Annotated in this window: 11 protein-coding genes; 1 reads left to right on the top strand and 10 read right to left on the bottom strand. The window is 63.7% G+C overall.

What is annotated here, in order from left to right:
• Positions 1-27: 27 nt before the first annotated feature.
• From glyA to speB, 10 genes are all read right to left on the bottom strand, one after another.
• Entirely contained in the window at positions 28-1,281 is a 1,254-nt protein-coding gene (gene glyA / locus AC07XM_RS02865; protein ID WP_016486217.1) for a serine hydroxymethyltransferase, read from the bottom strand.
• 63 nt (positions 1,282-1,344) lie between these two features.
• Positions 1,345-4,215, bottom strand: coding sequence for an aminomethyl-transferring glycine dehydrogenase (gcvP, locus tag AC07XM_RS02860; RefSeq protein WP_102688890.1), 2,871 nt, complete (start codon positions 4,213-4,215; stop codon positions 1,345-1,347).
• 15 nt (positions 4,216-4,230) lie between these two features.
• A complete protein-coding gene (gene gcvH, locus AC07XM_RS02855; RefSeq protein ID WP_023047041.1) occupies positions 4,231-4,608 on the bottom strand; it encodes a glycine cleavage system protein GcvH in 378 nt (125 codons plus the stop codon).
• Between the two features lie 261 nt (positions 4,609-4,869).
• Positions 4,870-6,402: a transcriptional regulator GcsR gene (gcsR, locus tag AC07XM_RS02850; RefSeq protein ID WP_016486214.1), complete on the bottom strand. Its 1,533-nt coding sequence runs from the start codon at positions 6,400-6,402 to the stop codon at positions 4,870-4,872.
• A gap of 93 nt (positions 6,403-6,495) precedes the next feature.
• The gene (gene cycA, locus AC07XM_RS02845) at positions 6,496-7,920 is read right to left on the bottom strand and encodes a D-serine/D-alanine/glycine transporter (RefSeq protein WP_016486213.1); all 1,425 of its coding nucleotides are present in this window, start codon (positions 7,918-7,920) and stop codon (positions 6,496-6,498) included.
• A gap of 448 nt (positions 7,921-8,368) precedes the next feature.
• Positions 8,369-10,057, bottom strand: a complete 1,689-nt coding sequence (gene betA / locus AC07XM_RS02840; protein WP_060516742.1) for a choline dehydrogenase — start codon at positions 10,055-10,057, stop codon at positions 8,369-8,371.
• 4 nt (positions 10,058-10,061) lie between these two features.
• Entirely contained in the window at positions 10,062-11,531 is a 1,470-nt protein-coding gene (locus AC07XM_RS02835; RefSeq protein ID WP_102688851.1) for a cytosine permease, read from the bottom strand.
• Complete coding sequence (locus AC07XM_RS02830) at positions 11,528-11,707, bottom strand: hypothetical protein (RefSeq protein WP_016500197.1); 180 nt, start codon at positions 11,705-11,707, stop codon at positions 11,528-11,530. Before AC07XM_RS02830 ends, AC07XM_RS02835 begins: the two co-directional genes overlap by 4 nt.
• 96 nt (positions 11,708-11,803) lie before the next feature.
• Positions 11,804-13,312: an aldehyde dehydrogenase family protein gene (locus AC07XM_RS02825; RefSeq protein WP_102688850.1), complete on the bottom strand. Its 1,509-nt coding sequence runs from the start codon at positions 13,310-13,312 to the stop codon at positions 11,804-11,806.
• A 15-nt stretch (positions 13,313-13,327) separates the two neighbouring features.
• Positions 13,328-14,299 carry an agmatinase gene (gene speB, locus AC07XM_RS02820; RefSeq protein ID WP_016486208.1) on the bottom strand — a complete coding sequence of 324 codons (972 nt, stop codon included), beginning with the start codon at positions 14,297-14,299 and terminating at the stop codon, positions 13,328-13,330.
• A 267-nt stretch (positions 14,300-14,566) separates the two neighbouring features.
• Between speB and AC07XM_RS02815 the strand changes: the two genes are divergently transcribed.
• Positions 14,567-15,481, top strand: coding sequence for a LysR family transcriptional regulator (locus AC07XM_RS02815; protein WP_095114916.1), 915 nt, complete (start codon positions 14,567-14,569; stop codon positions 15,479-15,481).
• Positions 15,482-15,490 lie beyond the last annotated feature (9 nt).

The raw sequence follows: 15,490 nt of genomic DNA, 5'->3' as shown, positions 1-15,490 counted from the left end.
CGAAGGGCCGCAGAGCGGCCCCATTTGCTAGGCCGGATATACCGGGAACAGCTTGCACAATTCAGAGACCTGGCCCGCCACATGGGCCTCGACGTCAGCATCACCGAGGTGGTCGAGGATGTCGCAGATCCAGCTCGCCAGGGCACGGCACTCCGCTTCCTTAAAGCCACGGGTCGTCACCGCCGGGGTGCCGATGCGCAGGCCCGAGGTCACGAACGGCGACTGCGGGTCGTTGGGCACGGCGTTCTTGTTCACCGTGATGTGCGCACGCCCCAGCGCAGCATCGGCGTCCTTGCCGGTAATGCCCTGGCGGATCAGGCTGACCAGGAACAGGTGGTTGTCGGTGCCGCCTGAAACCACGTCGAAGCCCCGCTGCATGAACACCTGTGCCATGGCCTGGGCGTTGCTGATGACCTGGCGCTGGTAGTCCCTGAAGCCAGGCTCCAAAGCTTCCTTGAAGCACACCGCCTTGGCCGCGATCACGTGCATCAGCGGCCCGCCCTGCCCGCCCGGGAACACCGCCGAATTGAGCTTTTTCTCAAGCTCCGGGTCCGCCTTGGCCAGAATCAGGCCACCACGTGGCCCGCGCAGGGTCTTGTGGGTGGTGGTGGTGACCACGTCGGCATACGGCAGCGGGTTGGGGTACAACCCCGCCGCTACCAGCCCGGCGACGTGGGCCATGTCGACGAACAGGTAGGCCCCGACCTTGTCGGCGATCTGCCGAAAACGCGGGAAGTCGAGGGTTTTCGAATAGGCCGAGAAGCCCGCCACAATCATCTTCGGCTGGTGCTCGACGGCCAGGCGCTCGACGTCGTCGTAGTCGATCATGCCGTTGGCATCGATGCCATATTGCACAGCGTTGTACAGCTTGCCCGAGGACGACACCTTGGCACCGTGGGTCAGGTGGCCGCCATGCGCCAGGCTCATGCCCAACAGGGTGTCGCCGGCTTGCAGCAAGGCCAGGTAGACCGCAGCGTTGGCCTGGGAGCCAGAATGCGGCTGGACGTTGGCATAACCCGCACCGAACAGTTGTTTTGCGCGGTCGATGGCCAACTGCTCGACCACGTCGACATGCTCGCAGCCACCGTAATAACGCTTGCCGGGGTAGCCTTCGGCGTACTTGTTGGTCAGTTCGGTCCCTTGGGCCTGCATCACCTGCGGGCTGGTGTAGTTTTCCGAAGCGATCAGCTCGATGTGGTCTTCCTGGCGTTGCACTTCGCGGCGGATGGCCCCGGACAGCGCAGGGTCGAAATCGGACAGGGTCAGGCTTTTATGGAACATGGGTGTGATTCCTTGATTGTCTGGTCGGCAAATATGGCCCGGAGCGGCTCCGGGTCAGCAGGGTCAGGCGTCTTGATAGCTCGACAGCGGCGGGCAGGCGCAGGCCAGGTTGCGGTCGCCGTAAACGTTGTCCACGCGCCCCACCGGCGGCCAATACTTGCTCTCGCGCAGGTCGGCAAGCGGGTACACCGCCAGTTCCCGGCTATAGCTGTGGGCCCATTCACCGACCAGTTCGCTGGCAGTGTGCGGGGCGTTCTTCAACGGGTTGTCGAGCGCGTCCAGGGTGCCGTTTTCCACCGCGCGAATTTCTTCTCGGATGCAGATCATCGCGGCGCAGAAGCGGTCGAGTTCCTCCTTGGACTCGCTCTCGGTCGGCTCGACCATCAGCGTGCCGGCCACCGGGAAGGACATGGTCGGGGCATGGAAGCCAAAGTCGATCAGCCGTTTGGCCACATCCTCGACGCCAATGCCGCTGCTGTCCTTGAGCGGGCGCAGGTCAAGAATGCACTCGTGGGCCACCAGGCCGTTCTCGCCGGTGTACAGCACCGGGTAGTGCTCTTCCAGGCGCCGGGCAATGTAGTTGGCACTGAGGATCGCCAGCTGCGAGGCACGCTTGAGCCCTGCCCCGCCCATCATGCGGATGTACATCCAGGTGATCGGCAAGATACTGGCACTGCCATACGGCGCCGCGCTGACCGCACCCTGCTGCTTGGGCAGGTGGCCGTGCCCCGGCAGAAACGGCGCCAGGTGCGCCTTGACGCCGATCGGACCGACGCCGGGGCCGCCGCCACCGTGGGGAATGCAGAAGGTCTTGTGCAGGTTCAGGTGCGACACATCGCCACCGAACTTGCCGGGCGCACACAGCCCGACCATGGCGTTCATGTTCGCGCCGTCCAGGTACACCTGGCCGCCACACGCATGAATGATGTCGCAGATTCGCGTGATGCCGTCTTCGAACACACCATGGGTCGAGGGGTAGGTAATCATCAGGGCCGCCAGCTTGGCCTTGTGTTGCTCGGCCTTGTGCTGCAGGTCGGTCACATCGACATTGCCGCGCTCATCGCAGTTGACCACCACCACCTGCATGCCGGCCATCTGCGCCGTGGCCGGGTTGGTGCCATGGGCCGACGACGGGATCAGGCACACATCACGCCCGGCCTCGCCACGGCTGGCGTGGTAGGCGCGTATGGCCAGCAGGCCGGCGTACTCGCCCTGGGACCCGGCATTGGGCTGCAACGACATGGCGTCATACCCGGTGGCCGCACACAGCATGGCCTCCAGCTCATCGGTCAGTTGACGGTAGCCCAGCGATTGGCTGGCCGGGGCGAACGGGTGCAGGGCGCCGAACTCGGGCCAGGTAATCGGGATCATCTCGCTGGCAGCGTTGAGCTTCATGGTGCATGAGCCCAGGGCGATCATGCTGCGGTCCAGGGCCAGGTCCTTGTCGCCCAGGCGACGCAGGTAGCGCATCAGCCCGGTTTCAGAGTGATAACGGTTGAACACCGGGTGCTGCAGGTAATGCGTGTCACGCAGCAGCACCGACGGCAGGCAATCGGCACCGTCGGCAGCCAAAGCGGCGAACTCCGGAAGCGCCTGCCCGGCGCCCGCGAACACCTGCCACAGGGCCTCGACGCTCTCCTGCTCGCAGGTTTCATCCAGCGCGACGCCAACCCGAACGTCGTCGATCAGGCGCAGGTTCAGCCGGGCAGCGTTGGCCGCCGCCAGCACATCGGCCAACGGCCTGGCGGTTACCACGCTGACGGTGTCGAAGAAGTGCGCCTGTTCGACATGATGCCCAAGCTGGCGCAACCCCTGCACCAGGATCGCCGTCAGGCGATGCACCCGCCGGGCGATCTGTGCCAGGCCTCGGGGGCCGTGGTAAACCGCATACATGCTGGCGATGTTGGCCAGCAGCACTTGTGCGGTGCAGATGTTGCTGGTGGCTTTCTCGCGGCGGATATGTTGCTCGCGCGTCTGCATGGCCAGGCGCAGTGCCGGTTTGCCGAAGCGGTCGATGGACACGCCGACCAGGCGGCCGGGCATGTCGCGCTTGAACGCATCGCGGGTGGCAAAGTACGCCGCATGCGGGCCGCCGAAACCCAGTGGCACACCAAAGCGCTGGGCACTGCCGATGACCACGTCTGCGCCCCACTCCCCCGGGGGCGCCAGCAACGTCAGGGCCAGCAGGTCTGCGGATACCGAAACCAGCGCGCCCGCTGCATGGGCGCGTTGCACCAGGGCGCGGTGATCGACAATTGCACCGGTACTGGCCGGGTACTGCAACAGCAGGCCGAAATAGCCGTCCAGGGGTTGGCCCTCCAGCGCCGCCTCATCACCGATGACCACCTCGATACCCAGTGGCCGCGCACGGGTAAGCAACACATCGAGGGTTTGCGGGTGGCAATGGCGGGAGGCGAAGAACGCCGGGGCTTTGTTCTTCGCCAGGCGCTTGCAGAAGGTCATGGCCTCGGCGGCAGCGGTGGCTTCATCGAGCAACGAGGCGTTGGCGATTTCCATACCGGTCAGGTCGCTGATCAGGGTCTGGAAGTTCAGCAGTGCTTCCAGGCGGCCTTGGGAAATTTCCGGCTGGTACGGGGTATACGCGGTGTACCAGGCCGGGTTCTCCAGCAGGTTGCGCAGAATCGGAGCCGGGGTATGGCAAGGGTAATAGCCCTGGCCGATGTGGTTGCGATACAGCTGGTTGTTCGCGGCAATCGCCTTGAGTGCGGCCAGCGCCTCTGCCTCGCCCTGCCCCGGGGTCAGCGTGAGCACACTGCTGCCTTTTATGCTGACGGGGATGACGCTGTCGACCAGCGCGTCGAGCGAATCATGGCCGGTCAGCGCCAGCATGGCCGCGATATCGCCTTCGCGCGGGCCAATGTGACGGGCAACAAATTCATCAAGCGTGCCCAGCGGGATACACGGGTTGTTCATGGCGGCCACCCCGGTTCAGGCGTTGTCGGCCAGGAAGCGGTCGTAGCCGTCCTGGTCCATCAGGCTATCGAGGTCAGCAGGGTTGCTGGCCTGGATACGGAAGAACCAGCCGTCCTGCATGGGCGAGGCGTTGATCAGCTCAGGGTCGTCGGCCAGTGCCTGGTTAACCGCCACCACCGTGCCTTTCACCGGCATGGTGATGTTGCTGGCGGCCTTTACCGACTCGAGCACCGCGACTTCATTGCCTTCCCCGTACTCGCCAGGCTCCGGCAGTTGCACGAACACCACGTCACCCAGCGCCTGCTGGGCATAGCTGGTGATGCCAACGGTCAGCTCGCCGGTCGCTTCCAGACGCAGCCATTCGTGTTCGGGCGTAAAACGCAGAGTGCTCATGGACGTTCCTCTCTTGTTAGCGGGTGGGTCCCTGTGCGGGACTGCCAGACACAAGAGCAAGGGCGATGCCAACTCAGTATTTTCTATATTTATCAGTAGCTTGGAGCATGCGATCGAACGTTTCGAAGTACCTGCATCGGAGCGTATTCGCTCCACCGCCAGCGCCCGGCAATCATCGATTATGGGGCCCGCCACTGGATGCGGGCTCCACAGCAAAACGGAGCGCAATCACTCCAGTGGAGCGCATTCGAACCGGGTCAGCTACGAGACCCGGCTGGCAATGCCGTACTTGCGCAGGCGCTGACCGATGGCCGTGTGGGAAGTCTGCAGCCGCACGGCCAGTTGCCGGGTTGAGGGGTAGCTCTGGTACAAGTTCTCCAGCAAGGCCTTTTCAAAGGCCTGCACGGCGGCCTCCAGGCTGACGATTTCCGCCCCCTCGGCCTGCTGACTGCTCAATGCGGTGCCGGCCAGTTCCAGGTCGTCGCAGTCGATCACCTCGCCTTCGCTGATGGCTGCTGCGCGGAAAATCACGTTCTGCAACTGACGCACATTGCCTGACCAGCGATTGCCCAACAGCAGCGGATGGGTGGCCAACGCCAGGCGGCAGGGTGAGCGCTGTATCTGCGCACAGGCCTGGCGCAGGAAATGTTCGGCCAGCAGCAGAATGTCCTTGCCGCGCTCGCGCAGGGGCGGCACCTTCAGGTTGAGCACGTTCAGCCGGTAGTACAGGTCTTCGCGAAAACTGCCCTCCATCACCATGTTTTCCAGGTTACGGTGGGTGGCACAGACCACCCGCACATTCACCCGCACCTCGTTGCCACCCCCCACCCGGCGAAAACTGCCGTCGTTGAGAAAGCGCAGCAGCTTGGCCTGCAGGTAGGGCGACATCTCGCCCACTTCATCGAGAAACACCGTACCGCCATCGGCCAGCTCCAACAGGCCCGGCTTGCCACCGCGCTGGGCGCCGGTGAAGGCGCCGGCGGCGTAGCCGAACAGCTCGCTTTCGGCCAGGCTTTCGGGCAGCGCTGCGCAGTTCAGCGCCAGGAATGACGTATCGCGCCGGGCACTGAGCGCATGGCAGGCACGGGCCACCAGCTCCTTGCCCGTACCGGTCTCGCCCTGGATCAGCAACGGCGCCTCCAGGCTCGCCACTTTGTGCAAGCGCGCCTTGAGCGCCTGCAGCGCGGCCGATTCCCCCAGCAACGCCCCAAGCCCTTCACCGTTGTCATGCAGCAGCGAGGCCAGGCGCTCGCCGATGCGGCTGGGTGGGTACAGGGTCAGCAAGCCCCCCACCAGGCCTTCGGCGCCGCCGCTGATGGGCGTGGCCTCCAGCAGCAGGGACTGGTCCTGAAAGCTCACCTCGCACATGGGCAGGCGAAAACCCTTGTCGATCAGGTTCTGCGCCAGGTTCGGCTCGGCAAACAGCTTGCTCAACGGCTCACCCGCCGGCTCGTGGCCCACCAGGCTGACCAGCGTCGGGTTGGCCAGCAGCACATGGCCAGTGGGGTCCACTGCCAGCACCGGGTCGCTCATGGCGGCCAGCAAGGCCTCCAGCTGCAAGCGCCGGCGGTGGCCGGGCAGGAAGTCGACCAGCGACACCTCCTGCACACCGTCCACCCCCAACAAGGCGGCATACAGTTCATCCAGCACGACCGGGGACAGCGTCGGGGCATCGATGTAGACATTCGGCGGAATCATTTCCACCGCGTCCAGGTTGAGGTTGCGCGCCCCGAGCAGCGACAGGATTTCCTGGGTGATGCCGACACGGTCGACAAAATTGACGTGGATTCTCATCTAAGCTCCTCAGCCAAAATCCGTGTTTGGCAACAAGACAACAAGGGGACAGCGCAGCGCGCCGTCCCCTTGGGCAACACATGAATGGGCCGGTCAATCAGCGTCAAACGACAACTGCGCCGTCGCCTGTTTTTTCTGGCGGATGGACCGGTACGCCAGGCCCAGCACGGCAAACCACACCGGCACCAGGTACAACGCCATGCGGGTGTCGGCCTCCAATGCCAGCAATGCCAGGATGCAGGCGAAGAACGCCAGGCATACCCGGCACATCACGGTGCCGCCCGGCATCTTGTACTTCGACGCCTGGTGCAACGGGTCGCGCTGCTTGCGGTACGCCAGGTACGACAGCAGGATGATCGACCAGACAAACATGAACAGCAGTGCCGATACCGTGGTAATCAGGGTGAAGGCATCGAGCATGTTCGGCACCAGGTAGATCACCAGCGCCCCGCCGGTCAGGCACATACACGAGAAGATCAGGCCATTGGAGGGCACGGCACGGCGGGACAGTGCGCCGAACTTGCCAGGCGCATCACCGTCCATCGCCAGGCCGTAAAGCATGCGGCTGGTCGAGAACACGCCGCTGTTGGCCGACGACATGGCCGAGGTCAGTACCACGAAGTTGATGATGCCTGCGGCTGCCGGCAGGCCGGCCAGCACGAACAACTCGACGAAGGGGCTCTTGTTGGCCACCACTTCACGCCACGGGGTAACGGCCATGATGGCGATCAGCGCCAGCACATAGAACACGATGATGCGCACCGGAATCGAGTTGATCGCCCGCGGCAGGTTGCGCTCCGGGTTCTTGGTTTCGGCCGCAGTCGTACCCACCAGCTCGATGCCGACGAAGGCAAACACCGCTATCTGAAAGCCCGCGAAAAAGCCCATGGCGCCGTGGGGGAACATCCCGCCGTCGTTCCACAGGTTGGCCAGCGCTGCGGCATGCCCGGCCGGCGACTGATAGGCCGCCGCCACCATGTAGAAGCCGGTGCAGACCAGCGCGCAAATGGCCACGATCTTGATCATGGCGAACCAGAACTCCATTTCCCCGAACATCTTGACGGTCATCAGGTTCAACGTCAGCAACAGCCCCACGCAGGTCAGCGCCGGTATCCACAATGGCATGTCGGGGAACCAGAATTGTGTATAGGCAGAAATGGCAATCACATCGGCAATGCCGGTGACAATCCAGCAGAACCAGTAGGTCCAGCCGGTAAAGAACCCCGCCCACGGCCCTAGCAGGTCAGCAGCAAAGTCGATGAACGATTTGTATTGCAAGTTGGACAGCAACAGCTCGCCCATTGCGCGCATGACGAAGAACAGCATGAAGCCGATGATCATGTAGACAAAGATGATGGAAGGCCCAGCCAGGCTGATGGTCTTGCCAGAGCCCATGAACAGGCCGGTGCCGATGGCACCGCCGATGGCGATCAGCTGGATATGGCGGTTGGACAGGTTGCGTTTGAGTGCGTGTGCGTCACCTTCAGGCGGGCAGTGACCGTGCGGCAAGTTAGTCATTGTTATGTACCTTGCTGGTTTAATTGTTTTTATAACGTCACAAGTTCAACCCTCGGGACCGGATGAACAACGTTCAGTGCCGAGCGAGTGCAAGGTGGGGGAGCAAGGTCTGTGCCAAGCGCAAATACTGCGAGTTAGAGGGGTTCTGGCGTAAAGGGCTGGACCGGCTGTAAAGAAGTCACTCCATCTATTTGTGTCAATCAGGCCCTAGAACTGCCCAAGGCATCGCCAGCGCTGTCCTTGCACGACCTGTATCGAAATCATTCCAATGGAGCGCATTCAGTCCAATCTCATGGCCTGGACTGGCCTCTGTGGGAGCGGCCTTGTGTCGCGAAAGGGCTGCAAAGCAGCCCCAGCAATTTGTGCTTCTGCGCTGAAATCCTGGGGCTGCTTTGCAGCCCTTTCGCGACACAAGGCCGCTCCCACATTGACCGCGTCAACCGGTAGTTTAACGGACAGGCATCTCGCGCACCGGCTTGCGGCTACGCTGCTCTTCTTCCCAGCCCCCCACCAGCCCAACCGGCACATCAGCCGGTGCCAGCGGCTGGCGCCCGCGCACCAGGTCGGCGGCGCGCTCGGCCAGCATGATGGTCGGGGCGTTGAGGTTGCCATTGGGCTCGCTCGGGAACACCGAGGAGTCGATCACCCGCAGCCCCTGCAAGCCGTGTACACGCAACGCAGAGTCCACCACTGCCATGTCATCCTCGCCCATGCGGCACGAGCCGCACGGGTGCATGGTGCTTTCCATGTTGGCGCGCACGAAGGCGTCGATTTCTTCGTCGGTCTGCACCTGCGGCCCCGGCGCCAGCTCTTCGCCGCGGTAGCGGTCCATGGCCGGCTGGGCGATGATCTCGCGGGTCAGCCGCACACAGCGGCGGAAGCCCTCGCGGTCCTCTTCGCTCGCCAGGTAGTTGAAGCGGATTTGCGGGTGCTGGTAAGGGTCGGCCGACAACGCCCGCACATGGCCCCGGCTCTTGGGCTTGTTGGGCCCGGTCAGCACCATGAAACCATGCCCCTTGAAGGGCTTGTCGCCGTCGTAGCGCATGGCCGCTGGCAGGAAGTGAAACTGGATGTCCGGCCAGCGCAGGCCCTTGGACGAACGGATGAAGCCGCCCGCCTCGAAGTGGTTGCTGGCCCCCAGGCCGTCCTTGAACAGCAACCAGCGCAAGCCGATCAGGGCCTTGCCCAACAGGTTCATCTTGCCGTTGAGGGTTACCGGCTCCTTGCACGCATACTGGATGTAGATTTCCGAGTGGTCCTGCAGGTTCTCGCCCACCCCAGGCAAGTCGTGGCGCACCTCGATACCGGCGTTTTTCAGCACCGCAGCCGGGCCGATGCCGGAGCGCTGCAGCAAGTGCGGCGAACCGATCGGGCCAGACGCCACGAGCACCTCGCGGTTGCACATGACTTTGTGCGTCTGCCCGCCCTGGTCGTACTCCACGCCCACCGCCCGCTTGCCCTCCAGCAAGATGCGCCGGGTCATGGCATGGGTGATCACGGTCAGGTTCGGCCGGCTCATGGCCGGGCGCAGGTAGGCATTGGCGGTGGACCAGCGCACGCCATCCTTCACCGTCATGTGCATGGCACCAAAGCCTTCCTGCATGTAGCCGTTGCAGTCGTCGGTCTTGATGTAGCCGGCCTCGGCACCGGCTTCGATCCAGGCACCGTACAGCGGGTTTTTCATGTTGTTGCCGTTGTTGGTCGACAGCGGCCCCGCCCCGCCCCGGTAGTCGTCACCACCGAATTTGTATTGCTCGGCACGTTTGAAATACGGCAGGCAATTGCGGTAGCTCCAGTTTTTCGCGCCCAGGCTTTCCCACTCATCGAAGTCACAGGCATGGCCACGGATGTACACCAGGCCATTGATCGACGACGAACCGCCCAGCACCTTGCCCCGTGGGCAGTGCAGGCGCCGGTTATCGAGGTGCGGCTCAGCCACGGTCTCGTAGTGCCAGTTGTATTTTTTGGTGTTCATCGGCAAGGAGAACGCACTGGGCATCTGGATCAGCACGCTGCGGTCGCTGCCGCCGAACTCCAGTACCAGTACCGAAGTACCGGCGTCTTCGCTGAGGCGGTTGGCCAACACGCAGCCGGCCGAGCCCGCACCGATGATGATGTAGTCGTATCGCTTGGTCATTGTTCTAGTCCTGTGCGCGAAGGCCTACGGCCTCGATATTGCGTGCATTACGCTTTGGGTAGCCGCCCCAACCCAGGCGTGCTGCCAGCAGTCGGGTCAGGCCGTAGTGCACCAGCCCGGCCAGCAGGCAGGACGGTAGCGAGGCCGTGGCGAAGGTGAAGAAGTCGGTATGGGCCAGGGTTTGCGGGTTGAACACCACCACGTAGACCGCAAAGCCCGCCGCCAGCGCCACCAGCGCGACGGGGTTGAAGCCTTTGCAGTAGCGCAAGGGCGACACGCTCTGTTCGGCGTAGATGTGCCGCAGGTTCAGGCGTTGCTTGCGCAGGAAGAAGTAATCGGCGATGCCGATACCGGCCAGAGCGCTGTTAAGGGCGGAGGTCCATACCAGGAAGATGAAGAAGCCATCGTAGATCCCCGGCAGCAACACCACGATAACCACCGGGATGATGCAGAACAGCGCGATCAACACCCCCCAACCCACACTGCGCAGGCGTTCGCCTGCCAGCTGGCGCAAGCCGATCACTGCGGTGTAGAGGATGTTGACCATGCCGGTCAGGTTCGCCAGCGCCAGGAAACTCAAGGCGATGATACCGAAGCCCATGCCACCGGCCAGGCGCATCCACGCCGTGGGGTCGCTGCTGCCCAGGGTGGTGGCCGCGAACAGGCTGACCGACTCACCCAGCGAAGCGGCGCCGAAGATGCCCACCAGGTTGGGCCAGAAGGCCGTACGCTGGTTGCTGCACAGGCGCGACAGGTTGCCGATGTAGGGCCACCACGAAAAGCCCGCAGCAATGTTGATTTCCACCGCGACCATGAAGTTGACGTGCGGGTTCTGGAAGGGTGGCTGCAAGGGCGGCATGGCCAGCAGTTCGTCGAGGCTGTAGCGCCGGGAAATGAAGTACATCAGTGCCAGCATGATCAGGATCAGGCTGGGTGCGATCACCGCACTCAGGCGGCGGATCATGTCCGGCCCGCGCATGGCAACCAGGGCCGCCAGCACAATGGCCAGCAAAGCCCCGGCGGTTACCAGCCAACCGTCTGCGCCGGGCTGGCGCTGTTGCACCAGGGTCTCGAGGTTGTCCAGCGCCCGCCCGCACATCAGCCCAAGCACCGCCAGCCACCCCATGGTCAGCACCACCACCGAGAGGAAGTAGACCAGGCGGCTGCCATTGAGGCCGAACATGCTGCGCAGGAAGGTGAACTGCTCGACGCCGTACTTGCCACAGGGCAGGCAGGTGGACGAGGCAGCCAGCACCACGCCGATAATGTTGCCGATGATGATCGCCGCAATCCCTTGCAAGGGCCCGACGAACAGCGCCGTGGCGCCGCCGATCAGGAACACCCAGGTGGCCACCGCCAGCGCCGAGTTGGCGTAGGCAAAGCCCCAGAAGCCCCAGACCCGCTCACCGGGTAGCAAGGGGGTGTCGCCACGTTCCGCACCCAGGCGAAACTCCTGCTCGCGGGAGGCGCTCATGGCTGGCCTCCCAGGTAGTACGCGCCAGCAATCATCACCAGCACCAGCAGGGTAAGTGCAACCACGTCAGCCGCCGTCAAGGCGCCCGGCCACTGCACACGCTTCTCCAATTCCTCGTAGGCGCACAGGCGCCTTTCCAGGTCCTGCGCACGTTCCACATCTACTTGGCTGTTCATCGGCATCACCTCGACAGGTTCTTGTTCTTGAAATTCGATGCTTGATTGAACCTGCGTCGCTCGCCAAACCTCAGCGACGCAGACAGGCCCTGAACCTCAGGGCAAGGTGATCCAGACCGCCTTGGTCTCCAGCAGAAACTCCAGTTGTTCCGCGCCCAGGTCCTTGCCATAGCCCGACTGCTTGTAGCCACCGAACGGCATGGCCGGGTCGAGGGTGCTGTGGGCGTTGACGTACACGGTACCGGCCCGCAACTGCGGGATCAGCCCGTGCACCCTGCCCAGGTCGTTGGAGTAGATCGCCGCGGCCAGGCCGAACAGCGAGTCGTTGGCCAGGGCCAGGGCCTGCTCCTGGGTATCGAACGGCTGGGTGACCAGCACCGGGCCAAAGATTTCCTCGCTGACGATGCGCATGTCGTTGCGGCAGTGGGCGAAGATTGTCGGCTGCACGTAAAAGCCCGGGCCGTCCAGCGGCTCGCCGCCATAGTGCACCTGCGCGCCTTCAGCCTTGCCCAGAGCAATGTAATCCAGCACCCGCTGCTGCTGTTGCTGCGACACCATGGGGCTGATGAAACACTCAGGGTCGAGCCCCGGGGCGATCTTCAACGTCGCGGTGTAGCGCGCCAGCGCTTCGAGAAATGCCGGGTAGACACTGCGCTCGATGTAAGCACGGGTACCGGCGTCGCACACTTGCCCGGAATTGAAGAATACGCCGTTGGCCACGGCTTGCGCCGCCGCCTCGATGTCCGCGTCGGCAAACACGATCACTGGCGACTTGCCGCCCAGTTCGAGGGTGAGGCGCTTCATCTGGTCTATCGCCGTCTTGCCCACTGTACAACCCACCGGGGTAGAGCCGGTAAAGCTCAGCTTGTCGATGCCCGGGTGGCTGGACATCGCCTGGCCGACCACGCTGCCGCGCCCGGTCACGATGTTCACCACCCCGTCGGGAAGGCCTGCCGCCTGTACCAGTTCGGCAAAGCGCAATGCCGACAGCGAGGTCAGCTCCGCCGGCTTGACCACCACGGTGCAGCCGGTGGCCAGCGCTGCGCCCAGTTTCCAGGCCATGGTTTGCAGCGGGAAATTCCACGGCACGATGGCGCCGACCACCCCTACCGCTTCCTTGCGGGTGTATGCCAGGTAATTGCCTGGTAGCGAAGGCTCGACGGTGCGGCCATGAATCTTGCTGGCCCAACCGGCGAAATAGCGCAGGGTGTCGACCGTGCCCTGAATGTCGACAGCACGCGCCTGCACCACCGACTTGCCCATGTCGATGGCTTCGATCTGCGCCAGTTCGTCGCCGTGGGTTTCGATCAGGTCGGCCAGGCGATGGATCAGGCGTTCGCGCTCCAGCGGTTTCAGCTGGCTCCAGGCGCCACCGTCGAACTGCGCACGCGCGGCGCGCACCGCACGGTCAAGGTCATCTGCGGTACCCATGGGGATGCGCGTCAGTACCCCTTCGGTAGAGGGCTCGACCACCTCGGCGCTGCCACCGTCGCTGGCTTCCAGCCAGGCACCCCCAATGAACATGCGCTGCGGCTTGCTGAGAAAGCGTTGGGTCGCCTCGCTAACACCAAAGGCCTGCAAATAGGCTTTTACCTTGTTGTCCACAGTACAGTCTCCGGGTCAGCGGGCTTTGGCGCGCGCGTGGAAAATGAAGCCGATGCTGTTCATCAGCAGTTGCGCGGCAAGGATCGAGGTCATGCCGGTGGGGTCGTAGGCCGGGGCCACTTCGACCAGGTCCATACCGACAATGCGGCCGTGGCTGCGCTTGGCCAGCGCCTGGATGATTTCCAGTACTTCGTAGTAAAGGAACCCGCCATGGCTCGGCGTGCCGGTGCCAGGGGCAATGGAGGGGTCGAAGCCGTCGATGTCGATGGTGATGTAGTAGTTGCGCCCTTCCGGGATTTTCGCCAGCACCCCCTCGCAGCCCAGGCGGCGTACGTCACGTACCGAAAGAATCTGCGAGCCGGCCTCGCGAGCGGCGTCGTAGTCGTCGCGGTTGGATGACGACACGTTGCGGATACCCATCTGGGTCATGCCGACGATGTGATCCAGCTCCGAGGCGCGGCGCAGTGGGCTGCCGTGGCCATAGCGCACGCCATGGCGCTCGTCGACGAAGTCCAGGTGGGCATCGAAATGCACGATGTGGATCGGCCCGTGGCCTTCGAACGCCTTGATCACCGGGGCATGCACCGAATGGTCACCGCCCAGTACCACCGGCATGGCGCCGGCTGCGAGGATCTGCCTGACGGCCGCCTCGATGTTGGCGTTGCTGCTGACCATGTCGGTGTGCACGATGTCGGCATCGCCCACATCGACCATGCGCACCTGGTCTTCGGTCAGGTAGGTGGCGTCATCCTCGAAGTCGTAGGCACCGGCATGGCCGAAGGAAAACAGGGTGGATGCCTCGCGAATGCCACGCGGCCCGAAACGCGCCCCTGAACGCCACTGGGTGCCCATGTCGTTGGGCGCGCCCAAAATCGCCACGTCGGCGTCGATAGCCTCCCAGTCGGTGCATACCGGCGCCTTGGCGAACGTGCAATGGCCCACGAAAGGCAGGTTCAGGCGGCCGGACTCATAACCGTGTTTTGCCATGTTCTGGTTTCTCCACTTCTTGTTGTATGTCAGGAGACGGGGCGACTGCTCGACCACCGTTGCAGCCACTATGGCAACCACCGGGGCAGGGAAAAATGCGCAAGTGCAGATACATACATCGCCCCTTCCGATGTATCCGAAGGCGATACGGGCGGGCAACGCCAGGCATTGCAGCGGCCTGGCACTCATGGTTAGCTTGCGCAACAAGAACAATGCACGGGCGCTCATATCAGCACGGGCGATGTGAGGCCCGGCCGGGAGGCTAAGGTGATCCAGCTCCACGATGTCGACCTGAAGCTGCTCAGGGTATTCACCACTATCGTCCGGTGCGGCGGCTTTTCTGCCGCGCAGGCGGCACTCAATGCCGGCCAGTCGACCATCAGCGAACAGATGACGCACCTGGAAACCCGCCTGGGGGTCAAGCTGTGCCAACGCGGGCGCAGCGGCTTTCGCCTGACCGAGCAAGGGGTGGCGATCCATGAGGCAACCTTGCGCTTGCTCAGTGCCGTGGAGAGCTTTTGCCTGGACGCCGACGTGCTCAAGCAGCACATCAGCGGCAAGCTCAACCTGGGCATCATCGACTCCACCCTGACCGACCCCGTCTCGCCGCTACCGCGCACCACCCAGCGCTTTGTTTCACGCGGGCACGATGCCCACCTGCACATCTACATCGGTGCCCCGGCAGAACTCGAAGAGCGCGTGCTGGATGGCAGGCTGCACCTGGCCATCGGCCATTTCCCACTACGGGTGGCTGGCTTGTCCTACCTGCCGCTGTATGACGAGGCCCTGGGGCTTTACTGTGGCCGGCGCCACCCGTTGTTCGCCAGCAATGCAGCCAACGGCCGGCTGATGGAAGACGTGCGCCAGAGCCGTATCGTGGTGCGTGGCTACATGCAGCAGTACGACCTGGAGCAACTGGGCATCGCCAAGGCCGACGCAACGGTGGAGAACATCGAGGCAGCGGCGATCCTGATCATTTCCGGGGCCTACATCGGTTTTTTGCCCGAGCACTTTGCCGAGCAGTGGGTCAAGACGGGCGAAATGCGTCGCCTGGGGGCCAGCACGCTGAACCTCAGCTCACCCTTCGAAGTGGTGACCCGGCGCGGAGTGTCGCGCCCGCCCATCCTGCAGGCCTTTCTGGAGGACCTGGCGGCCTGCACCAGCCAGCCTGGGGTGCCATGAGCCGCAGGC

This window comes from Pseudomonas sp. GW460-LB5 (assembly GCF_059423245.1).
Note: the sequence above shows the minus strand (reverse complement) of the source record. Positions and strands in the feature narration are given on the sequence as shown.